This window comes from Methylobacter sp. (genome assembly GCF_030680395.1).
Lineage (GTDB): Bacteria > Pseudomonadota > Gammaproteobacteria > Methylococcales > Methylomonadaceae > Methylobacter_A.
In genome coordinates, this window is record NZ_JAUXVR010000025.1 from 45855 (window position 1) to 71943 (window position 26089).

The 26089-nt window shown below is 47.2% G+C and carries 28 protein-coding genes and 1 tRNA gene; 15 read left to right on the plus strand and 14 right to left on the minus strand.

What is annotated here, in order from left to right; translation table 11 throughout:
- Positions 1–252: 252 nt before the first annotated feature.
- The gene (locus Q8L79_RS09805; protein ID WP_305270509.1) at positions 253–1188 is read right to left on the minus strand and encodes a methyltransferase domain-containing protein; all 936 of its coding nucleotides are present in this window, start codon (positions 1186–1188) and stop codon (positions 253–255) included.
- Between the two features lie 282 nt (positions 1189–1470).
- Here Q8L79_RS09805 and Q8L79_RS09810 point away from each other — a divergent pair, with 282 nt between their 5' ends.
- The 6 genes from Q8L79_RS09810 to Q8L79_RS09830 all read left to right on the plus strand — a co-directional run bounded on the left by Q8L79_RS09810 (position 1471) and on the right by Q8L79_RS09830 (position 6551).
- A complete protein-coding gene (locus Q8L79_RS09810) occupies positions 1471–1887 on the plus strand; it encodes a cation:dicarboxylate symporter family transporter (protein ID WP_305270511.1) in 417 nt (138 codons plus the stop codon).
- A 278-nt stretch (positions 1888–2165) separates the two neighbouring features.
- Entirely contained in the window at positions 2166–3014 is an 849-nt protein-coding gene (locus Q8L79_RS09815; RefSeq protein ID WP_305270513.1) for a thermonuclease family protein, read from the plus strand.
- Positions 3015–3198: 184 nt separating this feature from the next.
- Positions 3199–4509 (plus strand): 30S ribosomal protein S12 methylthiotransferase RimO, encoded by a 1311-nt coding sequence (rimO, locus tag Q8L79_RS09820; protein ID WP_305270515.1) that lies wholly within the window; start codon positions 3199–3201, stop codon positions 4507–4509.
- Positions 4510–4745: 236 nt separating this feature from the next.
- Positions 4746–4868: a hypothetical protein gene (locus tag Q8L79_RS20125; RefSeq protein ID WP_370869921.1), complete on the plus strand. Its 123-nt coding sequence runs from the start codon at positions 4746–4748 to the stop codon at positions 4866–4868.
- 110 nt (positions 4869–4978) lie between these two features.
- Entirely contained in the window at positions 4979–5170 is a 192-nt protein-coding gene (locus Q8L79_RS20130) for a hypothetical protein (protein ID WP_370869922.1), read from the plus strand.
- Positions 5171–5573: 403 nt separating this feature from the next.
- Positions 5574–6551 carry a GTP-binding protein gene (locus tag Q8L79_RS09830; protein WP_305270517.1) on the plus strand — a complete coding sequence of 326 codons (978 nt, stop codon included), beginning with the start codon at positions 5574–5576 and terminating at the stop codon, positions 6549–6551.
- A gap of 272 nt (positions 6552–6823) precedes the next feature.
- Here the strand turns inward: Q8L79_RS09830 and Q8L79_RS09835 are convergent, their stop codons facing one another.
- The gene (locus Q8L79_RS09835) at positions 6824–8752 is read right to left on the minus strand and encodes a diguanylate cyclase domain-containing protein (RefSeq protein ID WP_305270519.1); all 1929 of its coding nucleotides are present in this window, start codon (positions 8750–8752) and stop codon (positions 6824–6826) included.
- A gap of 239 nt (positions 8753–8991) precedes the next feature.
- Here Q8L79_RS09835 and Q8L79_RS09840 point away from each other — a divergent pair.
- The 4 genes from Q8L79_RS09840 (at position 8992) to Q8L79_RS09855 (ending at position 12012) form a co-directional block, all read left to right on the plus strand.
- Positions 8992–9068: transfer RNA gene (locus Q8L79_RS09840), tRNA-Asp, on the plus strand.
- 415 nt (positions 9069–9483) lie between these two features.
- Positions 9484–10473 (plus strand): 4-hydroxythreonine-4-phosphate dehydrogenase PdxA, encoded by a 990-nt coding sequence (gene pdxA, locus Q8L79_RS09845; protein WP_305270522.1) that lies wholly within the window; start codon positions 9484–9486, stop codon positions 10471–10473.
- Position 10474: 1 nt separating this feature from the next.
- On the plus strand, positions 10475–11323 hold the full coding sequence (rsmA, locus tag Q8L79_RS09850; RefSeq protein ID WP_305270525.1) for a 16S rRNA (adenine(1518)-N(6)/adenine(1519)-N(6))-dimethyltransferase RsmA: 849 nt from the start codon (positions 10475–10477) through the stop codon (positions 11321–11323).
- 425 nt (positions 11324–11748) lie between these two features.
- The gene (locus Q8L79_RS09855) at positions 11749–12012 is read left to right on the plus strand and encodes a hypothetical protein (RefSeq protein WP_305270527.1); all 264 of its coding nucleotides are present in this window, start codon (positions 11749–11751) and stop codon (positions 12010–12012) included.
- A gap of 150 nt (positions 12013–12162) precedes the next feature.
- Here Q8L79_RS09855 and Q8L79_RS09860 read toward each other — a convergent pair whose 3' ends face one another.
- The 5 genes from Q8L79_RS09860 to Q8L79_RS09880 all read right to left on the minus strand — a co-directional run bounded on the left by Q8L79_RS09860 (position 12163) and on the right by Q8L79_RS09880 (position 15810).
- Complete coding sequence (locus Q8L79_RS09860) at positions 12163–12486, minus strand: iron-sulfur cluster assembly accessory protein (protein ID WP_305270529.1); 324 nt, start codon at positions 12484–12486, stop codon at positions 12163–12165.
- A 10-nt stretch (positions 12487–12496) separates the two neighbouring features.
- A complete protein-coding gene (locus Q8L79_RS09865) occupies positions 12497–13606 on the minus strand; it encodes a cysteine desulfurase family protein (protein ID WP_305270531.1) in 1110 nt (369 codons plus the stop codon).
- Between the two features lie 63 nt (positions 13607–13669).
- Complete coding sequence (gene iscR, locus Q8L79_RS09870) at positions 13670–14143, minus strand: Fe-S cluster assembly transcriptional regulator IscR (protein ID WP_305270533.1); 474 nt, start codon at positions 14141–14143, stop codon at positions 13670–13672.
- A 178-nt stretch (positions 14144–14321) separates the two neighbouring features.
- Positions 14322–15077: a serine O-acetyltransferase gene (cysE, locus tag Q8L79_RS09875; protein WP_305270801.1), complete on the minus strand. Its 756-nt coding sequence runs from the start codon at positions 15075–15077 to the stop codon at positions 14322–14324.
- Positions 15070–15810, minus strand: coding sequence for an RNA methyltransferase (locus Q8L79_RS09880; protein ID WP_305270535.1), 741 nt, complete (start codon positions 15808–15810; stop codon positions 15070–15072). Before Q8L79_RS09880 ends, cysE begins: the two co-directional genes overlap by 8 nt.
- Before the next feature lie 202 nt (positions 15811–16012).
- Between Q8L79_RS09880 and Q8L79_RS09885 the strand changes: the two genes are divergently transcribed.
- Positions 16013–16807, plus strand: a complete 795-nt coding sequence (locus Q8L79_RS09885) for an inositol monophosphatase family protein (RefSeq protein ID WP_305270803.1) — start codon at positions 16013–16015, stop codon at positions 16805–16807.
- 169 nt (positions 16808–16976) lie between these two features.
- Here the strand turns inward: Q8L79_RS09885 and rimI are convergent, their stop codons facing one another.
- The 6 genes from rimI to arfB form a co-directional block, all read right to left on the minus strand.
- Entirely contained in the window at positions 16977–17519 is a 543-nt protein-coding gene (gene rimI / locus Q8L79_RS09890) for a ribosomal protein S18-alanine N-acetyltransferase (protein WP_305270537.1), read from the minus strand.
- Between the two features lie 7 nt (positions 17520–17526).
- Positions 17527–18207, minus strand: a complete 681-nt coding sequence (locus tag Q8L79_RS09895; RefSeq protein WP_305270539.1) for a uracil-DNA glycosylase family protein — start codon at positions 18205–18207, stop codon at positions 17527–17529.
- Positions 18208–18276: 69 nt separating this feature from the next.
- On the minus strand, positions 18277–19821 hold the full coding sequence (locus Q8L79_RS09900) for a 2-isopropylmalate synthase (RefSeq protein WP_305270541.1): 1545 nt from the start codon (positions 19819–19821) through the stop codon (positions 18277–18279).
- 336 nt (positions 19822–20157) lie between these two features.
- Positions 20158–20898, minus strand: coding sequence for a CDP-diacylglycerol--serine O-phosphatidyltransferase (gene pssA / locus Q8L79_RS09905; protein WP_305270543.1), 741 nt, complete (start codon positions 20896–20898; stop codon positions 20158–20160).
- 267 nt (positions 20899–21165) lie between these two features.
- On the minus strand, positions 21166–21645 hold the full coding sequence (locus Q8L79_RS09910) for a hypothetical protein (RefSeq protein WP_305270546.1): 480 nt from the start codon (positions 21643–21645) through the stop codon (positions 21166–21168).
- Between the two features lie 35 nt (positions 21646–21680).
- Positions 21681–22097, minus strand: coding sequence for an alternative ribosome rescue aminoacyl-tRNA hydrolase ArfB (gene arfB, locus Q8L79_RS09915; protein WP_305270548.1), 417 nt, complete (start codon positions 22095–22097; stop codon positions 21681–21683).
- A 350-nt stretch (positions 22098–22447) separates the two neighbouring features.
- Here arfB and Q8L79_RS09920 point away from each other — a divergent pair, with 350 nt between their 5' ends.
- The 4 genes from Q8L79_RS09920 (at position 22448) to dtd (ending at position 25891) form a co-directional block, all read left to right on the plus strand.
- Positions 22448–23452, plus strand: a complete 1005-nt coding sequence (locus Q8L79_RS09920; RefSeq protein WP_305270549.1) for a class 1 fructose-bisphosphatase — start codon at positions 22448–22450, stop codon at positions 23450–23452.
- A gap of 204 nt (positions 23453–23656) precedes the next feature.
- Positions 23657–24886, plus strand: coding sequence for a pyrophosphate--fructose-6-phosphate 1-phosphotransferase (locus Q8L79_RS09925; protein WP_305270551.1), 1230 nt, complete (start codon positions 23657–23659; stop codon positions 24884–24886).
- A gap of 163 nt (positions 24887–25049) precedes the next feature.
- Positions 25050–25454, plus strand: a complete 405-nt coding sequence (locus Q8L79_RS09930; protein WP_305270553.1) for a gamma-glutamylcyclotransferase — start codon at positions 25050–25052, stop codon at positions 25452–25454.
- Positions 25451–25891, plus strand: a complete 441-nt coding sequence (dtd, locus tag Q8L79_RS09935; protein WP_305270555.1) for a D-aminoacyl-tRNA deacylase — start codon at positions 25451–25453, stop codon at positions 25889–25891. Before Q8L79_RS09930 ends, dtd begins: the two co-directional genes overlap by 4 nt.
- 11 nt (positions 25892–25902) lie before the next feature.
- On the opposite strand, the gene Q8L79_RS09940 is transcribed toward dtd, so the two are convergent.
- Complete coding sequence (locus Q8L79_RS09940; protein ID WP_305270557.1) at positions 25903–26043, minus strand: hypothetical protein; 141 nt, start codon at positions 26041–26043, stop codon at positions 25903–25905.
- Positions 26044–26089: the final 46 nt, after the last annotated feature.

Consider the following 26089-nt stretch of genomic DNA (forward strand, 5'->3'; position numbering starts at 1 on the left):
CTGTTTTCGCAAGAAAGTAGCATATAGATTTCTGAGCAGTATTTTCCCTTACAAGTCTGCGTTTCATTTGTTAGTTATTTTCTTTTTACAGCAAAAACTCTTTTCCGTGTATTAATCACAATTCAAGTTTTTGAATGAAATTTTGAAAATTGAGAGTGGTTTCTGAAATAGTTGTTGCTTGGGTGAAATCTCCTGCCATCGTGACATCTGTAGCAGATAATTTATTAAATACTTTCGCATTGTTACACGCCTCTATTTACGCTCGCAAAGCTCCTCATCAGGTCCTACCAAGGTGGCGGTGATAGAGTTTTGTAGGTGAGTGAGTGAGCCTCCAGCACGGTAGTTAAAGCTGACATGCAGCAAAGCGCCTGCTCTCGCGTCAATAGGTTCGGCAAGCGGCAAGATCATGTAATGATTTTGCCATTCGATAATCGAAGTATCCGACCTCGAAATGGACAAAATATTTTTGGTAATAAAGCGCAATGCGTTCACTTGACCGGCTTGCTCCAAGGTAAAGATACTTTTCCAGCTGAACTCCTCCGACACCGCTTGTGCAAAGTCGATGATGCTGTAAACCTGAGGAGGGGCAAGTTCCATGGTATTGGTATGAATGCCCCCCGGCAGCTGGAATTGTATTATGGGCGCATGAAATCCCATGAACTGGTAGTTCTGCTGTAAAGGCTGAACGGCCATAAGAACAGCCTCAGGTAGAAAGCGGGGGAAAGAACCACCGAAACGTTGTAAATAACGATCTTTGAAGCTCTTGATAACGTTAACTTGTTTTTCGCATAACATGGCGGGATGGAGCATTTCACAAATGACTACGTCCACCGGTTCCGGCGGCAAATACTCGAAGGCATCGGCATGCACAATCTCAACTTTGTCGCCGCCTTGGTTAAGCTTCAGCAGACGGTGGGCTTCCTTCACTAAGTCTGGATTGAATTCCACGCACCATACTTTGCTGGCATTGGCTGCTGCAAACCAAGACAAGACACCGGTACCTCCACCTAAATCGAGTGCTTTAGCACCGGGAAAAACGGCTTGGTCTATGGCGGCTTTGAATGCGCCCATTCGGTATTCATCGGTCAGCATGTGGTGATGATATTGCAATGGGATGAACTGGCCCAGATAACAGTCTTCTTCGGTTTGTGCTCCTGCGTTTATGCAGCCGTCTTCGAATTGAGTCACGCTTGTCCTTTAGGAATAAAAATCAAATAACTTGAATGCATGTGTGGTTTCATTTGGACATGTAATACAGAATATAATTCAGTATGTTCTTTTTAAAGTTGGATTGTCGCCATTTTAAATGTGGTGATTTGATGCTGCAAAAAATTATATTAACCATAAGCTTAAACTAAATTCTTATAAAATACATTGCTTCATCAAACAGAAGGTTATCAGTGCCAACCGTTTATATCACTAAAAAAGGCTATCAACATCTGCACTTCCAAGTCTTGGTCGCCATCGTTAGTGGCATTTTGCTCGGTCGGCCATTTCTACCCTGAAACCGGTATCGCCATGAAGCCGTTCGGGGATGGTTTTATCAAGCTGATTAAAATAATTATTGCGCCGATCATCTTCTACACCGTGGTGACCGATATTGTCGGTATGCAGAAGTTGGGCAAGGTAGGTCGCGTCGGTATTAAAGCGCCACTCTATTTTGAGGTTGTGAGCACGCTAGCGCTGGTCGCCGGACTGGTTATGGTGCATGTCATTCAGCCCGGGGCGGGCATCTATATCAATGCAAACACTCTCGATACCAAAGGTTTCGCCGTTTATACCTCCGCTACGGAGACGCAGAACGTTGTCGATTTTTTGTTCAATATCGTCTCTAGCAGCATCATCAAGTTCTTCGTTTATATTAAAGACGAACTGTTATCATGTTAGATGCCTCGTCCTCAGAATCGAATCTCCCGCGTATCATGATCAATCTTACAGGCAGCGGTGTCGTCACTCTGGTTGCTGCCAAATGAAAAAATGAGTTGGATAGGCAAAAGCTTAATGTTGCGTTGAATCCAATAAAATATTAGCCGATTGATTAATTCACCGTAAAGAACGAGAAGCTTTTACCTACTATTCTTCGTGGTGATATGTTTTAAATTGATGCGTATGAATCTGCAATGACGAGCTTGAGCGTACGTAAGTATAAATATAAGGACGGAGTCATGAGAGTTTTACTGGTTTTATTATTATGTTTGCCCGGCTGGGTTAACGCGGAAATCTATGAATGGCAGGATGCGAATGGCAGTAAGCATTTTTCCGATCGATCGGTTGTTGACGCGAAAATAGTCGATATAAAACCGGGCTATGATTTTTACAGGATTAAGACGGTTTACGATGGAGATACCGTGGTACTCGAGGATGGGCGTAAGGTCCGGCTTTTGGGTATCAATACTCCTGAGGTTCAGCACAGGGATAAACAGGCCGATGCGGGAGGGAACGAGGCCAAACGCTGGTTGATCGACAAGTTGAAAAACACTAAAGTCCGTTTGGAAGTAGGTGCGGAAAAAACCGATAAATACGGCAGAATATTGGCGCATTTGTTCACCGAAAAAAAAGAGCATGTTAACCGGCAGCTGGTTACAGCGGGTTTGGCGGCAGTTAGTATCTATCCGCTTGAGCTGCACTATCTTAATGAGTTGGTTAATGCTCAGGATCAGGCAGAACAAGCCAAACTCGGCATTTGGGGACGGCCTGAATATGCCGCAATACCGGTCGGCAGTCTTACCGAAGACGGGCATCAGGGCTGGACGCGTCTGGTCGGTAAGGTGGTTAATATTCGCAAAACCCGCAAATCGGTTTACCTGGAGTTTTCGCCTGTCCTGAGTGCAGCCAAAGGAGCTGTATTTGAGGCGCGTATCGAGAGCAAATGGCTGGGATTGTTCCCCGATATTAATGATTATTTGGGCAAAACTATCGAAGTGCGTGGTTGGCTGAATAAAAACAAGGGGCATTTGTCGATGTTAATCCGTCATCCGAGTGCAATTAAGGAAAAAGCCCTAACTACTCAGTAGATATACGGAAATATTTAATTCACCACGAAGCACACGAAGTTTTATTTCTTCGTGTCTCGGCAATTACTACAGAATTGCTCTACCTGCTGCGTCCATGCAATCGTTCGTGGCGATTATCTTTTAAATTTTTATTTGAGCGGCCAGTCCTATAAACTAACGTGCTTTAACATTATCTGAGATTTAAATGACTGCCCCACAAATTGGTTTTATTAGTTTGGGTTGCCCCAAAGCCTTGGTCGATAGCGAAAGAATTCTAACCAAGCTTCGTTCAGAGGGTTATACCATTTCGCCGACTTATCAGGACGCCGACCTGGTCGTGGTTAATACCTGCGGTTTTATTGATGCGGCGGTGGAAGAATCGCTGGATAGCATCGGCGAAGCGTTGGCTCAAAACGGTAAGGTCATTGTTACCGGCTGTTTGGGTTCAAGGGAAGCCGAAATCAGGGAGCGTCATCCGCAAGTTTTGAAGGTGACCGGCGCACATGCACTGGAAGAAGTTGTGGCGGCTGTGCACGAGCATTTGCCGCCGCCGCATGATCCGTTTATCAGTCTGGTGCCGCCGCAAGGCATCAAGCTGACACCCAGGCATTATGCCTATTTAAAAATTTCCGAAGGCTGTAACCATCGCTGTACCTTCTGCATTATCCCTTCCATGCGCGGTGATCTGGTCAGCAGGCCGGTCGATGATGTGATGCTGGAAGCCGAACGTCTGGCTAACGCCGGGGTAAAGGAATTGCTGGTAGTTTCGCAGGACACCAGCGCTTACGGGCTGGATTTGAAGTATCAAAGCCGGGACTGGAAAGGCCGTTCGGTGAAAACACGTTTTTATGACTTGGCCGAGGCTCTGGGCGATCTGGGCATCTGGGTCAGGATGCATTATGTTTATCCTTATCCTCATGTGGATGAAGTGATTCCGTTGATGGCCGAGGGCAAAATACTGCCTTATCTGGATATCCCGTTTCAACATGCAAACAGTCGCATTCTTAAGCTGATGAAGCGTCCTGCGGCTAGTGAAAATAATCTGGAACGCATTAAAGCATGGCGCGAAATCTGTCCCGATATTACCTTGCGCAGCACATTTATCGTCGGCTTTCCGGGCGAAACCGAACAGGAGTTTGAACAGTTGCTGGACTTTATGAGCGAAGCGCAAATGGATAGAGTGGGCTGCTTTGCCTATTCGCCGGTAAAAGGCGCGGTCGCCAATGATTTGCCCGATCAGGTACCGGAAGAAGTTAAACAGGAGCGTTTGGCACGGTTTATGGCGCATCAGGCTGACATCAGCGCGGCGCGTTTGCAGCAGCGGGTAGGCAAAATCGAAACGGTATTGATCGATGAAGTGGTCGAAGAAGGCGCGGTGGCAAGAAGTAAAGCCGATGCGCCGGAAATCGACGGGCAAGTGTTTATCGATGGTGCAACGCATCTCAAAGTCGGCGACTTTGTCGATGTTGAGTTGGAAGAAGCGGATGAATACGATTTGTGGGGACGGTTGGTTTAAAGGGGCTTTAGGCCTCTGTCAATAAATTATCCGTAGCAGATAAGATTTACCATGAAGACGCGAAGAATAAGAACTTAAACCTTTGTGTTCTCTCGGCAACGGTTCCTGTATTCATGCAGTCGTTCGTGTCTTCGGGGTGAAAACTGTCACAAACATATTTCTCTCTGTTGCAATGAACACACCTGTCAAAACAATCCATAACCATTCCCATTCCTCGGAACACGATCATAAAAAATGTGTCAGCGGGGCCCTTAGACACGGCCTCACAGTTATGCGTGGTGCGCGGCGTGCAATTGACGCCGATACGCCAACAAGTGCTGGAATTGATCTGGGAAAGCCACAAAGCCGTTAAAGCCTGAGTTGTTGGATAGGATCAAACCGTTGATAAATGCGGCAAAACCCGCGACTATCTACCGCGTATTGGATTTTTTAATCGAACAGGGATTGATTCACAGGGTGGCAAGCCTTAATGCATTTGTCGGCTGCAGTTGCTCTGCTTATCTGCAATAACTGTCAGGAAGTGGAAGAGCGATCAGCCCCGGAAGTCATGCAGGTGCTGTCGCAGGAAATCAAGCAGGCCGACTTTATCGTGCATAGCAAAGTCATCGAAATTCATGGTGTTTGCGCAAAATGCGCCGTGACGATGGCTGAGCAATACTGATGTTGTTATTTTTTTGGACGCAGGAACGCTTGTTGTGTATTAGGGACTAACGCCCGCGCGGCAGAAAATGATTCCACAAACTGGAGGACATCGTCGTGATCAGTACCGGCATCAAGCATGCCACCGCAAAAATTCCACGTCGTACTTGCGTAACTTTGCTCCGGAACCGGGACGCAGTGCTGAAATAGGTATTCGGGTTAGTTATTAAACGGCTTGAACGCCGGAATTAAAAGCGTCCAAATTGGCTTTGGATGGGGCAGAGTCTGTTTTGATTGTACAGAAGCCGGATAGGACGGAGCTGTTATGTTCAACTTAAGCCGGGATAAATAACACCGTAACTTCTCATTAGTGCCGGGCAGCCTTATCTTGCAGGCGATTCAACAATCACTCCCTTTAATAAACAATGAACCATTACCACTTGCCTCCACCTGCCAAAGCCATTGAACGCATACCGGTATTCATCATCAGCGGGTTTTTGGGCAGCGGAAAAACCACGTTATTGAATCGTTTGTTGAGTCATGCGCCCAAATCTGCCGTTATCATTAATGAATTCGGCACCACTCCGATCGACCAACAATTACTACGCGAGCATCAAGTGCCATTATCAACTTTGGTTGGCGGTTGCTTGTGTTGTCAGGTGATAGGGTCGTTAACGCCGTTACTTAAAAATCTGCGTATGGCTTGGGAGTCTGGAGATAAATCGTTCGAGCGGGTGATCATTGAAACCAGCGGCGTTGCCAATCCTGAACCGGTGCTGGATATTTTGTTAAGGGAGCGTTGGATAGCCAAGCGTTATAGCCTACAAGGTGTTATTACTACCGTTTCAGCCGTTATGGATGAGGATCATTTTGACTGTTTTCCTGAAGCGCAAGCCGCTTGTGCCTGGGCAGACACGGTGGTAATGACGCAAACCGATTTGGCAACAACTCAACAAATTAAACGCATTAGTGCGCGGCTGGATCAATTGGCCCCCGCGGCAACCCGGCTGACCGCTGTGCAAGGTATGCTTGATCCCGATGTGCTGCTCAATTATCCTCAGAAACTCCGGCGTCTGCGCGATACTGAACGGCCCGATTTACCCGATCACGGCTTTAGTAGTATCACCTTGCAACTTGAGCAGTCGTTGCCGTGGGAGCGACTACAAAAAGCTTTGGAATACCTGCTCGCTCGGTATCCTAAACAACTGGTCCGTTTAAAAGGTATGGTTTACACGCCTGAGCAAAGCCAACCCTTACTGGTGCAAGGGACAGCCGGAAGGCTTTATCCTACAACGCGGCTGCCGGTAAGGAGTTCTGATGATGGCATTGGGCGACTGGTCATTATTACCCGGGGTGAAGTAAAAGACTTAGCGGAGGATATGATGATGCAATTACGTAGTTAATCGTTAGTAGAAGCCTCTGGATCTCAGGCAGAAAATTGCGCATGAAATTAGGCTATACCGGTTACAATCGCGCAGTGCTGAGTTAGGCGTTCGGGATGGTTATTAAATTTTGGCAATAACCGGGCAAAGTGAGCATCGACATGAAAAGCAGGGCGTGGGTTATTGAGCCTGACCAGGTTTGCCGTCTAAAATTATCCGCCAATGACTCTTAATTTATTGGCTGTGATGGCATGAAGCCGATCAATCACAAATCTGACCTCGTTGTCTGCTTATTAGTCTATTGTGTTTTTTTGCTGCATGCTTTCGGAATAAAAGGAAACCCCCAGCTTTCCCTGCTTTGCGTGATACATTGCCGTATCGGCAAAATGAACCAGGGCTTCGCTATTACTGGTATCTTGAGGGTAAACTGCAATGCCGATGCTGCCGCCCAGAGTAAATTCCAGCTCATCAAAAATATAAGGTTCCCGTAATTTTTTCAGGATTTTTTCGGCAACCGGCGACGCTCCATTAGCATCGGTTTCCGGTAATAATATAGCAAATTCATCGCCGCCAAGGCGCGCGGCTATATCGGAATCGCGCAAAGTGGAGGAAATTCTTAGGGCTGTTTCTTTTAGTACCTCGTCACCAACAGCATGCCCCATAGTGTCGTTGACAAACTTGAAGCGGTCCAGATCCAGGTAAAAAAGTGAAACCGACTCGTTGGTGCGATGCGCCATACTAATGACTTGTTGAAGCTGATCGGCAAATAACCTGCGATTAGCCAAACCGGTTAACTCGTCGTAATAAGATAGCCAGATTAAGCGATCATCAGCCTGTTTGCGTAAGGTGATGTCATGCACAATGCCATCAACGCCTATATATTTGTTATATTCATCATAAACAGGGGTGTCTGTCACTTCAAGCCAATGGATATTTTTTTGTGCATTGTATATTTCTAATTGGTAAGGCGAATTGTGTATGCTCTGACTATACTCATCAATTTTAAGGTTTATCGGATTGTCGGTCAGATACTCATGGTAATGAGTCATAAATTCATCCACAGTGTAGCCAAGTATGTTGATTATTGAAGGGCTAATGTAAGTGAACGTACCTTCGCAATCGCGCTGATAAAAAAAGTATTCGTTACGCAGATTTTCAACCAGACTACGGAATTTATGTTCGCTGGAATTCAGCTCGGCGGTGCGCTTTAAGACTAGGTGCTCAAGGTCGCTTTTCAATCCTTGCAGGATTTTATTGGTGGTCTGGACTTTGGTTTTTGACAGCTTGATTTTTTTGTTTTGTCTACGAACCCGGGCAATCCATAGTAATAACAAGACCAATACACTTATAAAAACAGCTACAATTTTTTGAATTAGTTCGTAGTCAATTGAAGGTTTAATGCTGGGAACCCATTTAGCGTGGATATTCTGCATTTCTTCTTCACTGATGGTAACCAGCGCTTTTTGTAAAATATCTGCCAGAATCGGCCAGTCCTTACGTACAGCGATGCTTTCATTAATACTCTTATTGGCGCTATTGAGATCATAGAAGGCTGCTATTTTTAGATCAGTCAGAAGATATTTTGTTTGCAGGTAACTGGCTGTGGCCATAAAAGTAATGGCTGCTTCGGCCTTTTCCGTACTAACTGTCTTTAGCCCGTCCAGCATAGAATTCACAAAATAGGGGGTGACTGAAGGCAATTCTTTAATGACCCGATCAACAAATTGGTAACCCTTAACCATCGTGACCCTTTTTCCTGCAAGATCGGTTTGATTTTTAATGGTGGTGTTATCTCTTTTGGTCATGATAACCAAGGACTTTATCAGATAGGGTTGTGTGAAAATAAACCACTGTCTGCGATCCGGTCGATTGACCATTGTAGCGACTACATCAACTTTACGCGCAGCCGCCGCTTCATATAATTTGTTCCAGCTGGTATGGGGATAAGTTTCAAATGTAATGCCTAACCGTTTGCTCAGGGTGTTCATGACTTCGATAGCAATACCTTCAAGCTGCCCGGCATCATTGATGAAGCTATAAGGTGGCAATGAATCGTCAAAAGCAATTCGGATCTTCTTATGATTTTCTAACCATGCTCGTTCTTTAGATGTCAGTTGCACTACGGGAACAGGTTTGTTTCCGGTCGAAACGATGTCACCAAAGCCATCTGCTGCAGCAACATTTAAATAAATGAAAAAAAACAAGGAAATTAAATAATGCATTGCTTGAGCTGGATTAGTTTTCAAAATGGGAAATAAGATGGAAATCGCGCCTTTTATAGTTTTTTGTCTCGATTTAATATGCGCATTGAATGCTCTGTTATACATGCACCGCTAATATAAGCGTAGTCTATTTTTACTCTGCCTGTGTTCCGACATAAAAGAAAGTCGCAATGCCAGTGTATCGGGTCTTTATTCTTGACAGAGCGATGTGATGCTTTAGAATACGCGGCTCGAACTGCGGAGCGGTAGTTCAGTTGGTTAGAATACCGGCCTGTCACGCCGGTGGTCGCGGGTTCGAGCCCCGTCCGCTCCGCCATCTCTCCGGCAGGACTTGTACTGCCGATATAAAACAATCCACCGAAAAATGCTGCTGAGCTTTTTCCATCAAAGCTTTACTGCCGAGCTGCTTTGTGGCGGTTACATTATTTCCAAGCTGGGTTCTTTCTCATTTTTGATCTACGTAGCCGGCAGGGTTTAGGTTTCGCCTAAGTACTTTTTTGCCTGCGCTTGCTGCAATGCCTGTAAGTCAGCCAAGCGTCGATGCTCTCTGCAAACCGATAAGTCCGTATTTTTTATAGCATAGGCTTTGATGTTTATAGGGCAGGTTGGGTTCATAGATGGTTTCTTTGATCAGTCTATCTATATCCCTTATCTTTTACATCAGCATTTTTTAAAATAATGCCGGTAATTATACTGTAAAATTAGTTCTTTTTATCCCAGTTAGTTCCCAGATGACCATCAGGCCAGCCGTACCACGTATTGCGTTAACACCCGGAGAGCCCGCAGGCATAGGTCCCGATCTGTGCCTTCAGCTTGCCCAGCAGGATTTGCCCTGCGAAATCATCGCTATAGCCAGTCCGCAATTACTGGAAGAACGGGCCAAGCAATTAGGTCTACCGCTCCAGATAAAAGAGTTTGACAGCGCTATGCCTGCTATCGCTCACACTGCCGGGTGCTTGACGGTATTGCCGGTGGAACTGGCAGAAGCGGTTCAGTGCGGGCAATTGAATCCGGCCAATAGCCGCTACGTGTTAAGAACCATCACTAAAGCGACCAAAGGCTGTATGGACGCGGTTTTTGATGCGATGGTCACCGGACCTGTCCATAAAGGCGTTATCAACGATGCAGGCTTGCCTTTTAGCGGTCATACCGAATTTATTGCAGGCATTACCGGCGGATACCCGGTGATGATGCTGGCAACGCCAGGCTTGCGGGTGGCGTTGGCGACTACGCATCTGCCGCTGTCGGAAGTCAGTCAGGCCATTACCCATACCCGGTTGCGTACGGTGATCAGGATACTGAATCAAGAGCTGCGTTCGCGCTTTGGCATAGCTCATCCGAAAATACTGGTGTGCGGGCTTAATCCTCATGCCGGAGAAAATGGCCATCTGGGCAGGGAAGAAATCGATATTATTGAGCCGGTACTCGATACTTTTCGCAAGCAGGGCTTGAATCTGCACGGGCCGTTAGCGGCTGATACGCTGTTTACCGACAAATACCTGGTTACTGCGGATGCGGTATTGGCGATGTATCACGACCAAGGCTTACCGGTGCTTAAGCATATGGGCTTTGGGAGGGCCGTCAATATCACGCTGGGGCTGCCGGTTATTCGCACTTCGGTTGACCACGGTACGGCTTTGGATCTTGCCGGTAGCGGCAAGGCCGATTTAGGTAGTCTACAGTTCGCACTGCAAACCGCATTAACAATGGCTACACAATAAAATGGCACATACTCCGCGCAAACGCTTCGGTCAGAATTTTCTTCATGACCACAATATTATTTACAACATTATCTCCAGTATTCAGGCCAAGCCCGGTCAACACTGGGTTGAGATCGGGCCGGGGCAGGGCGCATTGACTGAGCCCTTGTTAAACGAAAAAGTGCGTCTGGACGTGGTTGAACTTGACCGGGATCTGGTAGTTTTACTCAGGGAAAAATTCAAGCAATATCCTAATCTGCAAATTCACAGCGCCGATGCGTTAAGGTTTGATTTTTCGTCGCTGGTGGATGGGGATCACCAACCCGCCGGGAACGGGTTGGCACGCGAAGCGCTAGAAGGGGCGCGGGCAGGGATAGCCAGCGATGAAAAACTGCGCATCATCGGCAATCTTCCCTATAACATTTCAACGCCGTTGATGTTCCATCTGTTGGATAATGCTTATTGCATTGAAGACATGCATTTCATGCTGCAAAAGGAGGTGGTCGACCGGATTTGCGCGGTTCCGGGCAGCAAAAAATACGGCAGGCTTAGCGTCATGATGCAATATTTTTGTGAAACCGAGTTGCTATTCGACGTGCCGCCGGAAAGCTTTGATCCTGCTCCCCAGGTTATGTCGGCTATCGTCAGGCTGGTGCCGCATCATCAGCCGCCCGTTGCGGTTAATGATATGACCAAGCTTAATCGGGTTGTCACTCAGGCATTTTCGCAGCGGCGCAAAACGTTGCGTAATTCACTGAAAAAACTGATCACCGAGGAAGAAATTGTCGCCTTGAACATTGATCCGACGCTCAGGGCTGAAAGCATATCGCTGGCCGAGTTTGCACGGTTAAGCAATCTGTTGCAGGAATAGTGTAGTTGTCCTGTGATTGGGACAATGGAACGCAGATGATCATGACCCAAGTCGCAATGTAAGTCTATGGCGTAGCGAATCCAGGTGCTTGGGCGTATTTAAACTTACCACTATGGCGCTGAATATTTGCTTCCCGGCAGGTATGACGAACTCATGCGCGCTTGTATAACGTCGAGCTCCAGATTGGCAATCACTGTAAAGCTTGAAATTCAATCGGTAGTTTTCTGTCGAAGAGGATTCACTTGGGCAAATATTATTGCAGCGATTTAAATAACGAGGTACTTTCTGCTGCGGGTGCGGATACCAAAGTAAAATCACCTCGTAATAATTGAATTGAAGTCCGATACGGCGTCTTGTCTTGGGTATTAATTCTACGTCCCCATTATTCTTTGCAAATAAATATAAAAAACACTAAAGGATATGTCATGAAAAAAATAATAAGCTCACTTTCTTTCGCTCTGCTGGTTTTTGCAAGCAGTCAAGTACTGGCTAATGCTGATGATGCGGCATGGGTCGGACAATGTGTTAAAGACAACGCAAAAGAAGGAGCATCGGCTGAGACCGTGGCAAAGTACTGTAGTTGCATGAATAACAAAATGTCAGAGAGTGAGACTCAATCCATTTCAACATGGGAAAAATCACACCCAAATGAAATGGCAGCGTGCGAGGCGGAAGCCGGCTGGAAATAGATTGTAGCCGCACAAAATTAATGATGCCGAGGCTAATTCTCGGCGCTTAAACAAAATGATCTGACCGGCTTTGGCAGAAGAAAAGTTTTCTCACCACGAATGCACGAAGTTTTTACCTTGGTTGATGCTTCGTGTCTTCGTGTCGAATGTTTAAACAGAAAAGCTCTCGCCGCAGCCGCAGGTGCCTTTTACATTCGGGTTGTTGAACTGGAAGGCTTCATTAATACCTTCTCTGCGATAATCCAGTTCTATACCATCCACAAATTCCAGATCGTTTGCAGCTACGATGACTTTTACGTCGAAATTTTCAAACACGGCATCGTCTTGATTAAGCGTGTCGGCGTAATCAATCGTATAAGCATAACCCGAGCAACCGGATTTTTTTACGCCCAGTTTTAAACCCATGCCTTTACCGCGTTTTTCTAGCTGTTTTTTAATTTGCCGAGCGGCACTTTCAGTTAATGAGACAGACATAATGACCTCTTTATCCTTTTACGTTTAAGGATTTCAATTGTTTAATAAATTCAAAAATTTCAGCTTCGGTGTTGGCCTTTCCCAAGCTGATGCGGATTGCACTTTTTGCCTGAACAGCTTTAACCCCCATAGCTACCAATACCGGGCTGGGTTCTCTCTGGCCGCTGGCACAGGCAGAACCGCTGGAAACAGCGATGCTTTTTTGATCCAGTTGCATCAACAGCATTTCGCCATCAACGCCGTCGATACCGATTTGGACAGTATTCGGTAGTCGTCCCGCCTGCTCAGCAAAAATAGTCAGGCCGGGGATAGCGCTTAGGCTGTGCTCCAGCAGTGTTCTAAGTTTTAGCAGATATGCATGGCGTTCGGCAAGTTCGATTTTGGCAAGTTCTGCAGCTTTGCCAAAGCCGACGATGGCGGCGACATTTTCTGTTCCGGCCCTGAATCCTTGTTCCTGTCCTCCGCCCAGCAAGACAGGTTTTATCGCCACAGATTTTTCAAAGACCAGTGCACCGCAGCCTTTTGGGCCGTATATTTTATGGCTGGACAACGACATCAAATGCGCGCCGAGGCGATTAAAATCTACGGGAATTTTACCCAGCGCCTGCACGGCATCGGTATGAATCCCGATGCCGTGCGCTCTTAACTGATCAGCATAGTGAGCGATATTCTGCACCACGCCGGTTTCATTGTTGGCCAGCATGATCGAAACCAGGCCGGGCTTTAGCCGAACCACTTCGTCTATAGCATCCTGTGTGATCAGGCCGTTGGCATCGACATTAAGCAGAGTAAGCTCATGTCCCAGGCTTTTTAAGTGCAGGGCGGGCTCAATAACAGAGGGATGCTCAATAGCTGAAACAGCAAGTCCGGCCTGAGGGGCTAGTGTCGCCAACGCCAGATTATTGGCTTCGGTGCCGCCGCTGGTAAAAATTATTTGCCCGGGCTGAACGCCAAGCAGTGCCGAAAGTTGCTCGCGAGCTGCATCTATGGCGCCGCCGGCGATTCTGCCGTGGCGATATAAGCTGGAAGGATTGCCGTAGAATATTTTCAGGAAAGGCAGCATCGCGTCCAGAACGCGATCATCTATTGGCGTGGTCGCATTATGATCAAAATAGATCATTCGGATATCGCCAGGGATGGTGTGTATGCCGCAAGCCAGCCGGGAGCTGGCGCGGCGCAGGCATCAGTCTTGATGATGGTGAATTTCAATAGTATGTTGCGCATCGTGATGCTGTCTTATGGCAACTTCCTGAACCTGGTTTTTTTCTAACAGGTCGGCCAAAGAAATACTCTTCAAATAATCTTTAATCTGTTCGCTCAATCCCATCCACAAATCATGGGTTAAACAGGCCTGATCCTTCTGGCAATTGGCTTCTCCGCCGCATTTGGTTGAATCAATCGGTTCATTGACGGCAGCGATAATATCGGCAATATTAATCTCACTGGTTTTACGACACAGTTTGTAACCGCCGCCAGGTCCGCGTACGCCTTTTACCATACCTGCCCGACGTAAGCGGGCAAATAGTTGTTCCAGATAAGATAGGGAAATGGTTTGACGAGCCGCAATATCGGTCAGGGTTACCGGCTTGATTTGACTGTGAAAAGCCAGGTCCAGCATTGCAGTAACCGCATAGCGGCCTTTGGTTGTTAAGCGCACAATAGTATCCTCTATAAATACCGTTAAGATATTGTTACTATACTTAACCTAGCAAAATAGTCAACTATTATACCCTTGCTAAGCACTGGTATTTATTCAAATGAGGTGGCTTCTTCTCTTCGCAGGGAGCTTGGGTGCAAGTCACTTTAAAGCCATTTTGCGTTTTTACCGTTCACCCTTATTCATAGCCATCCTCAATTTCGCACCCATCCAATTTAGAGATGGGGGATTCCGTGTACTTTATACCGGCATCATTGAGTGCTTTTTGCATGGTTTCTATCTGCCTATCCATAGCATGAATATGATCCAGCATGTGATTAATGGCGTAAGCGATTGGATCGGGCATGTCTGTGGTTGCGCCGTAAGCATGAAAACCCATTTTGTAGGCAATTTTGTCACGCTCTGCGGCGGCGGCTCTGCTATTAGGGTCGACGATATGAGCGGGAATGCCAACGACGGTTGCACCCGCCGGTACCGGTTTCAAGACTACCGAGTTTGAGCCTACTCGGGCATCTGCGCCTATATCAATAGGTCCTAAGACTTTTGCTCCGGCACCTATCACCACGCCGTTATGCAAGGTCGGGTGACGCTTGCCTTTATCCCAGCTGGTGCCGCCCAAGGTTACGCCATGATACAAGGTGCAATCATCGCCGATAATAGCGGTTTCGCCGATCACCACACCCATGCCGTGATCAATAAAAAAACGCCTGCCTATGATTGCGCCGGGGTGAATTTCAATCCCGGTCAGCCAGCGGCTGATATGGGCAATAAATCGGGCCAGCCATCTGAATCCTGCTATCCAGCAAAAATGGCTGAGCCGATGAATTAAAACCGCGTGAAAGCCAGGATAGGTGGTGATTACTTCAAAGACCGATTGCGCAGCCGGATCCCGGTCAAAGACGCAGGCAATATCTTCTTTTATTCGGTTAAACATCATTATTCCTCTTGTGGCCTTGAGACATCCTTAAGATGCCCCGGAGTATGTCCAGTTCCTTGGTATCCATTTGCACCCGGTTATAAATCCGGCGTAAACGCCGCATAATGGATTTTGATTTGGCGGGATGCATAAAGCCTATATCGGTTAATGCTTCGGCCAGATGCGTATAGAAAGACTCCATTTGCGTTGCCGTAGCCAAAGGGTCTTCGCCTTTGTCGCCGACCACGATTTGTTCTTGCGCGGCCAGTCCGGATGCGACGAATAATTCATAACAAACAACCTGTACCGCGGCGGCAATATTTAAGGAGCTGTATTCGCTGTTACACGGGATGCGCAGCAAAAAGTGACACAGATCCAGCTCGTGATTTTTTAAGCCCGAATTTTCCCGGCCAAAAACGATAGCCACTTTGTTGCCGGGTTCATTGATCAGCACTTTTTCCGCGCATTCTCTGGGTGTCATTTCCGGCCAGCTGATGGTCCGGCCTCGGGCGCTGGCGCCAATCACCACTTGGCAATCGGCAATGGCCTCTTGCAAGGTCGCGCAAACGGTTGCGCCCGCCAGCACGTCATCAGCGCCGGAGGCTCTGGAAGTGGCGTCGGCGCTGGGGAATATTTTAGGCGCAACCAGCCAGAGGTTATGCATCTTCATGTTTTTCATCGCGCGGGCAACGGCACCTATATTCCCCGGATGCGTTGTTTCGACCAGCACAATTTTTATAGTAGACAGCAATGCCTTGTCCTTAGTTAAAAAAAGAGCCTAAGTTTAGCAAAATATTTGGTATTATATGGCGTTTTCAGCAATTGCTTCTGCATCGCTTAAAGCGCCTGCCTTTGGTGCTCTAACTTCTGCATAACCCACAGGGACATGGGGAATGCCGATATTGCAAGAGCAAATATCTGTCCATACATCCGTACTCAATATAAATCCGCCTATGCAACCCATGTTAAATACTGCCGTCCGTGCCGCAAGAAGCGCCGGCGACTTGATCCTTCGTTCATCTGATAATATCGGTCACCTGAAAGTCGACCAAAAAGGTAAAAATGATTATGCCAGCGAGATTGATCGTATGGCCGAACGGGAAATTATCAACATTATCAAGGCTGCCTATCCTGATCACAGTATCCTGGCAGAAGAAAGCGGTATGCATGAGGGCAACGATTTTGTCTGGGTTATCGACCCGTTGGACGGCACTACCAACTTTCTGCACGGCTTTCCGCAATACGCCGTTTCGATTGCCTTAAAGCACAAGGGCAGGATTGAAGTCGGTGTCGTTTATGACCCGTTACGCGATGAATTATTTACCGCCAAACGCGGCGGCGGAGCCATGTTAAACAGTCGTCGTCTTCGGGTGACCAATCAAACCAGCTTAAAAGGTGCATTAATCGGCACCGGCTTTCCGTTTAAAACCGACTTGCACATGAATGCTTACTTGGGCATGTTCCGCGCATTAGCGACCGATTCTGCGGGGATTCGCCGTGCGGGTGCTGCGGCGCTTGATCTGGCCTACTTGGCGGCCGGTCGATTGGATGGTTTTTGGGAAATAGGGCTGATGGAATGGGATATGGCCGCAGGTATTTTATTGGTAAAGGAAGCGGGTGGAGTAATTACCGATTTTTCTTTTAATGATAAGTATCTGGAGTCGGGCAACGTTATCGCCGCAAGTCCCAAAATGCATCAAATCATGTACCAGCTTATAGAGCCGCATGTGACCGATAATTTAAAATAATCGGTTGTTGGAAAAAATAGAACGCAGATGATGCGGATAACATCAGCTTCTTTATAAAGGTATAGACGCAAGGCAAAGGACGAAAGATGGTTTTTTCGCCTTTTGTCCTTTGCCTTTTTATCTGCCCAATCCGTTTTCTATTATCAATTCAGCTGTTATAAAGAGTGATTTAAAAAATCTGCTTCGCCAGCATAATGGCATCTTCACGGCCATTCTCCGACTGATAATAACCTTTTCTGATACCTATTTCGTTGAAGCCCATGTCCTCATAAAGGGCGATTGCGACGGTGTTGGACGGCCTGACTTCCAGAAACATGGTTTCTGCCCGACCTCGGGCCAGTTCGACAAGGTTTTCCAGCATTTTACGTCCTATCCCTTGTCCCTGTTCGGCCGGTGCTACACAAATATTTAAAACATGAGCCTCGCCTACAGCCATGGACAGTATGCTGTACCCGAGCACGGTATCCTGCTCTTCACAGACCCAGCAATTGTAGTTGGCTCTAAAGCAATCCCTGAATATGTCTTCCCCCCAAGGAAATTGATAGCTTGCCCTTTCAATCGCCATAACTCCGGGTAAATCGGAAATTCTCATTTTTCTCAGACGCATTAAATCTTTTCTGCCTACCGAGTCAGGAAATAATTTGGCGTAGAATTCTCTATCGGCGTCATAAACCACAAATTCTTTTATTTTATCTAACATCATTCCCAACATGATCAACCTATAATGTTTTATATGTTTGCAGCGCGAGTTTTAAATCCGTCCAGGCTTTGCGCTTGTCCAGCAAGGATCTTAACAAGTACGCAGGGTGATAGACTACAACAACTGGCGTATCATTTAAAGTGTGTATTTTTCCTCTCAGTTTACTGATCGGTTCATCGGTGTTAAGTAATGCCTGCGCGGCAACCCGTCCTAAAACCACGATGATTTTTGGTTTGAGCAACGCCATTTGTCGTATCAGGTAAGGTTTGCAGGTTTCAATCTCGATGGGTTTGGGGTCACGGTTAGCGGGAGGGCGGCATTTTACAATATTAGCTATAAAGACCTCTTCCCGATCAAGGCCTATGGCTCTTAACATTTCAGTTAATAGCAGACCCGCCTTACCGACAAAAGGTAAGCCTTGTTGATCTTCGTTTTGCCCAGGCCCTTCACCGATAATCATCCAGTCGGCGTTTTTATTGCCTGAGCCGAAAACGGTTTGAGTACGTGTTTTACATAAATCGCACTTAGTGCATGGGGCAACTTCGGCTTGCAACGCTTCCCAGCTGTCGAGCGGTTCAGGTTGAGCGCTATCAGCTACAACGTCGGATGCTGTAGTTTGCGCATGATCGGAAAAAGCTCTAGGCACCCAAACATCAATGCCCATAGCTTCGAGGTATTGCAGTCGTGTTGCGTTATCCAAAATCGACTCGGCTACTTAGAGCTCCCACGCCGGAGCGTGGGAATGATGAGATTTTGCCTTGCACCTTAATCAAACATCCCCTTTTTGAGGGTGCCGACGTTGATCAGGGCTATGCAGCTTATTTACGGCATTGATATAAGCCTTGGCTGAAGCAATAACAATATCGGTATCAGCGCCCAAGCCGTTAACGATCCGGCCTGCTTTTTCAAGACGAATAGTCACCTCGCCCTGGGCATCGGTACCGTTGGTGATGCTGTTAACCGAATAAAGCTCCAGCGTAGCGTCGGTTTGCACTAGTTTTTCTATGGCTTTTAAACTGGCGTCGACAGCGCCGCCGCCATCGGCATTGCCGGTGACCTCTTTATTGTCCACCCGTAGCGTAACGGTTGCGTTAGGTATCTCTCCGGTTTCCGAGCACACTTTCAGGGCTATAAGCTTGATGCGTTCATCTTCCGCTTCAAAACTGGCTTCCGAAATCAATGTTTGCAAATCTTCGTCGAAGATTTCGTGCTTTTTATCGGCCAACTGCTTAAAGCGGGAAAAAGCCTCGTTCAGCTCTTCTTCCGAGCCGAACTCAAAGCCCAATTCGGTGATGCGGCTTTTAAAAGCATTTCTGCCGGAATGCTTGCCCAGCACCATACGGTTAGCCGTCCAGCCTACATCTTCGGCACGCATGATCTCGTAAGTTTCGCGGCTTTTTAATACGCCGTCCTGATGGATGCCTGCCTCATGCGCAAAGGCATTGGCACCAACGATGGCTTTGTTGGGTTGCACAGGAAAGCCGGTAATTGAAGATACCAATTTTGAGCAAGTCAAAATTTCGCGGGTGTCTATACCGGTTTGGCAGGTGAAGACATCCTTACGGGTACGCACCGCCATGACTACTTCTTCCAGCGACGCGTTACCGGCGCGTTCGCCCAAGCCATTAATGGTGCATTCAACCTGACGTGCGCCGTTCATAACCGCTGACAAGGAATTGGCAACCGCAAGGCCCAAATCATTGTGGCAATGCACGGAAAAAATAGCCTTATCCGAATTGGGGATACGTCGCATCAGGTTCGCAATAGTCGCACCAAATTGCTGAGGAACACTGTAACCTACAGTATCCGGAATGTTGAGCGTTGTTGCGCCGGCGTCAATAACCGCCTCAAGAATCCTGCATAAAAAGTCTTCTTCCGAGCGTCCGGCATCTTCCGGGGAAAATTCGACATCATCGGTATATTGCCGTGCGCGTTTAACCGCTTTGACCGCATATTCGATAACCTGCTCCGGTTGCATCTGCAACTTCATTTGCATATGAATCGGCGATGTTGCGATAAAGGTATGAATCCGCGACCGGTTGGCGCCTTTAAGCGCCTCGCCTGCACGGTCTATATCATTGTCCAGGGCTCTTGCCAATCCGCATACCACGCTGTCTTTTATGACCTTGGCTACCGCCTGAACGGCTTCAAAATCGCCGGGGCTGGCCGCAGGAAAACCGGCCTCGATGACATCGACCTTTAAACGTTCCAGAGCCTTGGCAATTCTGACTTTTTCCTCGCGCGTCATTGACGCGCCGGGGCTTTGCTCGCCATCGCGCAAGGTGGTATCGAATATTATTAACTTGTCTTTCATAAAAACTCCATTCTCGGCAATTATTCCCTGCATCGTCTCGGCAATAGGTCCTGCATCGCCTAGAGCGCCTACTGTTGGTGCTCTACCTTCTGCCTCCATGCAGTCGATGAAGGGTTATCAACTGTTAGGTTGATACACGGATATAGGGGGATTAAATCATTAATATAGAAAAAGATAGGTGCCCGTCAGGGCAGGAATCTTAAAGGCAGGCATAGCCACGCGCACAAGTCTGTTCCGGCAAACATTGTGCCGGAAAGAGGGTTTTGAAATGCATGGTTGATGTGAATAAACATGGTCGTGACTATACGCCAATGGCTGTGCGGCCTCAAGCAGATTTTACGATTTACGTCCCTGCAACCGGCGTCTACGCATGACCAAGGTAATAACCGGGCCTGAAATTGCGTAACCTAAAAACAACAGAAATAACATTGTTTGCGGCTGCGCCATCACAAAAGCGATACCCAACATAACGGCGATGGCGACAATAAAAGGCACTTTGCCTTTTAGGTCGATTTTTTTGAAACTCGAATAGCGAAAATTACTCACCATCAGCAAGCCGGTGCTGATCGTCAAGACAAGTGCAAAATACTTGAATAGCTCAATGTCGTATTTATACTCCAGGCAAATCCAGATAAATCCGGCAAGAATGGCGGCTGCGGCAGGGCTGGGAAGTCCCTGAAAATAATTTTTATCGGCTGTTGCAAGTTGCGTGTTAAAGCGCGCAAGCCTTAATGCGCCGCCCGCCGTATGGACAAAGGCAGCAAACAAACCCAATCTACCCATGCTGGAAAATGCCCATAAGTACATGACCAAGGCGGGAGCCGCGCCAAATGAAACCATATCTGAAAGGCTGTCGTACTGAGCGCCGAATTCGCTTTGCGTATTAGTCAACCGAGCGACCCGACCATCCAGGCCGTCCAGAATCATTGCTACAAAAATGGCAATAACGGCGGTTTCATAACGTCCCCCCATCGCCGAAGTAATTGCATAGAAACCGGAAAACAGGGCTCCCGTGGTAAATAAATTAGGTAACAAATAAATTCCACGACGACGAGTCAAGCGTTTTTCTGGAAGCATATTTTAATCAATCCTTTAGGTTTAGGAGGTCGGTAAAAAACATTGCGTCGAATTATACAATGAGCCCGCAAACTGCACCTAGCTTAATCAAAGATCGAATTTAATCAGAATGGGTGGGGCTGCTTGCAATCCCGATTGGCTTTTCATTAATTCTTTTACAGGCTCAGGACGAGGGCTTTAAAACCAAATGGCTTAACTTAAGTTAAGTAGATGTGGATCTTTGTAGAACTTTTATTGGGCTTGGCGGTATTTAGGGGCTTCGGGCTCCTAATCATTAAAATCTTCAAAAACAAACGCAGGCTCAGTATTGATAAAAACTCTTTCGTTAAATTCACTGATACAAATAGCGTTTAAGGTCACTTCTTCATACAGCCAATAATAGAAGTCACTCTCGAAAACGCTGTATCTGTCTGTGTATTTGCATTGTACCCATTGATTATTCAATGACCCGATTACGCTAGGCGTTTTATCAGACTGAGTTGCGCCAAAATACGCAATAACTTTGTCCTCTAAACTCAGTTGGAATCGATCAAATTTGATTTTTCTGTCTGCCAGCTGCGCATGTTTTAAGCGCCCGCCTTGTCTGTCATCGCCATGCGGATCTATTACACATTGCTTATTAAAATCATAAAAAGCCGATGGGAAAATTACTGGATATCTATCCGGGATATTAGTTCGCTCCAAAACATGCGCAGCTGTCCTTTGGCTTTTATCCCATTGTTTGATGATTATTTGCAAAATCAACATGGTTACTTTTCCGAATGCATTGATGTGTGATGAGGTTAATTAAAATTAATATTCCCTCTTAATGCCTTTAGCCTGCCTTGTTTGGCTTTACTATCCAGGCGCCTTAGCTTGGATCCTTTGGTCGGCTTGGTGGCTTTGCGTTTTTTGTGCGTGACAGCCACGCTTTGAATTAATGCCTGTAGCCGACTTAAGGCGTCTTCTTTGTTTTTTTCCTGGGTGCGATATTGCTGTGCCTTGATGATAATCACCCCTTCTTTTGAAATGCGCTGGTCATTTAAAGCCAGGAGCTTTTCTTTATAAAGCTCGGGTAATGAGGACGCGTTAATATCAAATCGTAAATGAACGGCGGATGAAACTTTATTGACATTCTGCCCGCCGGCTCCCTGCGCGCGAATCGCATGAACTTCAATCTCATTGTCGGGGATGCTGACCTGATTGGATATTTGCAACATGAATATCAAACTCTTTATGTTAATGGAGAGACGCTAAACGATAAAGCTGCATTAATTATACGTTATTTACTTTTTGACTTGGCGGATCGTTATGCTACGTGTGTAGCAACATCAAAACCAACCTGCGATCTTGTTTCGTGAATGGATGCGAAGGCAATAACATCCATATTAGCGGCATCAATACCGCCCTTTATGATTTACAATATGGCATTGGTTTGTAAGTTATGCGCAGACAGATAGCCTTCTTGTCCGGCAATGCGCTATTGATGATGAACCTCGCATACACAGAAGCTGTATGTGATTATTGAACCTATTTTTTGAAAAAGACAACACCATCGGAGCGATAAAGAATGACCAAACATGTTACTTTGACCCAGTTTATTATTGAACAGCAGCGCGAGTTGCCGGGCGTATCGGGAGCGTTTACTTCATTACTGAACGATGTCGTTACAGCGTGCAAGAAAATTTCAAATTTGGTTAATCGAGGCAATCTGATTGGGGTGTTGGGCAGTGCCGATTCCCAGAATGTACAGGGCGAGGTGCAGAAGAAACTGGACATCATCACCAATGACATTATGGTGGATGCGCTGAACTGGACCGGTCATTTGGCCGGTATGGCATCGGAAGAAATCGACGACATCATCAGCATTCCTTCGCAGTATCCCAAAGGCAAGTATCTGGCGTTGTTCGATCCGCTGGACGGTTCTTCAAACATTGATGTCAACCTGGCGGTAGGCACCATATTCTCGATTCTGCGTTGCTGCGAAGGTGTGGAACCGGCTCTGGAGGATTTTTTGCGTAAGGGCTCCGAACAGGTTTGCGCGGGTTTTGTGCTTTACGGCCCGTCAACGATGATGGTTTTGACGACAGGGCAGGGCGTTAACGGTTTTACTCTGGATCAGGCTATAGGCGAATTTATCCTGACTCATCCCAACATGACGATTCCCAATGATACCAATGAGTTTGCTATCAACATGTCAAATCAGCGTTTTTGGGAGCCTCCCGTACAGCGTTATATCGAGGAATGTTTGCAGGGTACGGAAGGTTTGCGCGAAAAGGATTTTAATATGCGTTGGGTCGCGTCGATGGTTGCAGAGGTTTACCGGATACTCACGCGCGGCGGAGTTTTTTTGTATCCGTATGATTTACGCGATCCCTCAAGAGCCGGAAAGCTTCGCATTATGTACGAGGCCAATCCGATGGCTTTTATTATCGAGCAAGCGGGAGGTGCTTGTTCCACCGGACGTGAACGCATACTCGACATCAAACCCAAAGGCCTGCATCAGCGGGTTCCGGTTATTTTGGGGTCCAAAAATGAGGTTGAGCGGATTGTCGGGTATCATTTGGAAGGTTGATTTAAGCGGGTAAAAGGCTCAAGGCGAAAGACTAAAAAATGGTTTGCTATGTACCTTCGCCGTTGCCGCTTGGAGTCCAAAGCTTGCTTTGACCGTTACACTGTTCTCATGCCGGAGAGTCTGAGAACGGTGTGAAAGACTAAAAAACAGCCGCCCTTATATGATAAAATTTTGCTTTTTTAACTTCACCCTTTGAGTTTTCCCATGAACAAACCTAAAAAAGTCGCAATTCTCACAGCGGGCGGCTTGGCCCCTTGCCTAAACTCAGCCATCGGCAGCCTTATCGAGCGTTACACTGAAATCGATCCTACCATCGAAATCATCTGCTACCGTAGCGGTTATAAAGGTCTGTTGTTGGGCGATTTTTATACCGTCACTCCGGCAATTCGCGAAAAAGCAGGGCTTTTGCATCGTTTTGGCGGCTCGGTGATCGGTAACAGCCGCGTCAAGCTGACCAACGTTAAAGATTGCATTAAACGCGGATTGGTTCAGGAAGGTCAGGATCCGCAGAAAGTTGCAGCCGACCAACTGGTCAAAGACGGCGTGGATATTCTGCACACTATCGGCGGTGACGATACCAATACCGCTGCGGCCGATCTTGCCGCTTTCCTTGCGAAAAACGACTATGGACTTACCGTTATCGGTCTGCCCAAAACCGTCGATAACGACGTGTTCCCCATCAAACAATCGCTGGGCGCCTGGACGGCTGCCGAGCAAGGCGCGCGTTACTTCTGGAACGTGGTTGCCGAAAACAATTCCAACCCGCGCATGTTGATTGTTCATGAAGTGATGGGACGCAGCTGCGGCTGGCTGACTGCTGCGACCGCTGTGGAATACCGCAAACTGCTGGACCGTGCCGAATGGTTGCCGGAGCTGGGTTTGGATCGCGCCACTTATGAAGTGCATGGCGTTTTTATCCCTGAAATGACGATCGATCTTGCGGCTGAAGCGGCTCGTCTTCGTGCGGTAATGGATAAAGTCGATTGCGTCAATATCTTCGTATCGGAAGGCGCGGGCGTTGAGTCTATCGTCGCTGAAATGCAAGCCAAGGGACAGGAAGTGCCGCGCGATGCATTCGGTCACGTCAAGCTGGATGCTGTTAATCCGGGCAAATGGTTCGGCGATCAGTTTGCAGAAATGATCGGTGCGGAAAAAACACTGGTGCAAAAATCAGGTTATTTTGCTCGCGCTTCTGCGGCCAATGTCGAAGATATACGCCTAATCAAGTCTTGTGCCGATCTGGCTGTTGAGTGCGCTTTCCGTCGTGAATCAGGCGTTATCGGTCACGATGACGATCAAAATTTTGTACTGCGTGCGATTGAGTTTCCTCGCATCAAGGGCGGCAAGCCTTTTGACCTGGATACAGACTGGTTTAATAAAACTTTGACTGAAATCGGTCAGGCTAAGGGTTCTAAAGTCGAGGTTGGGCACTAAATATCTCCGCATAAGCATCGGCTTAAGCTTAAGTCGATGCGCTGGTTCCCAATCTCCAGATTGGGAACCTCAAAGGCGAAGCTCCAGCTTCGCGAAACGGGAAGCTGGAGTTCCAGACCGAGCTCCCAAGCTTGAGTTTGGGAGCTAGCGAAGACAACGCATCATGAATCCCGACTATATTTTTGTTTACGGAACGCTTAGGCGTGCGACGAACAGCGAAATGCCTCATCTTTTGGCTAAGCATGCTGAGTTTGTGGATGATGCCACCTATCAAGGCAGGCTTTATAAAGTCGACTGCTATCCAGGTGCAGTTTCTTCTGATGATCCCAATGACGTAGTGCAGGGCGAAGTCTATCTGCTTCACCAAGCCGATGTTGCGCTTCCTCTGCTTGATCGGTATGAAGAATTCGGCCCGGAGTTTTCCGAACCTAACGAATATAGTCGTCAGCAGCAATCTGTGTTGCTAAAGAGCGGACGCCTCGTTACGGCATGGGTTTATGTCTACAATCGTCCCACGGAAGGCTTGGAGTTGGTCGAGTCGGCAAATTTTATTCAGCAACCATTATGATCACCATTATCCAACGCGTAACTACCGCTAAAGTCACCATCAACAATCAGGACATCGGAAAAATCGACACCGGCATTATGGCGCTGGTTGCGGTGGAAAAGGCGGACACCGAAAAAGATGCCCAACGCCTGCTGGAACGTATCCTCAACTATCGGATTTTTGCCGATAGCGATGACCGCATGAATCTGAGTTTGAGGGATATTAACGGCGGCTTGTTGTTGATTCCGCAATTTACGCTGGCGGCGGATACCCAAAAAGGCAATCGGCCCAGTTTTATTTCTGCCGCGCCGCCGGAAAAAGGCAAGGAAATGTTCGACTATCTGCAACAGTTGGCAAAGCAAACTTACGCTAATGTTGAATTCGGTCAGTTTGGAGCCGATATGCAGGTTTCGCTGGTCAACAACGGGCCGGTTACTTTTACTCTGCGGACCCATTAATACTATTCACGCTACCAGTCATCCTCTTCATCTTTTTCATAAGGTTGCGGTTTTACATTATCGGGCACTTTCGGTATGTTCGCTGACCGTAACAAAATTAACGCGCCGCCCAAAACAAACAGCAGTGCGACTATAAACAATATTATCCACATTCGAAGCTCCCATCTTTGGCTTGCATAAGCGGGTTACGATAGAATA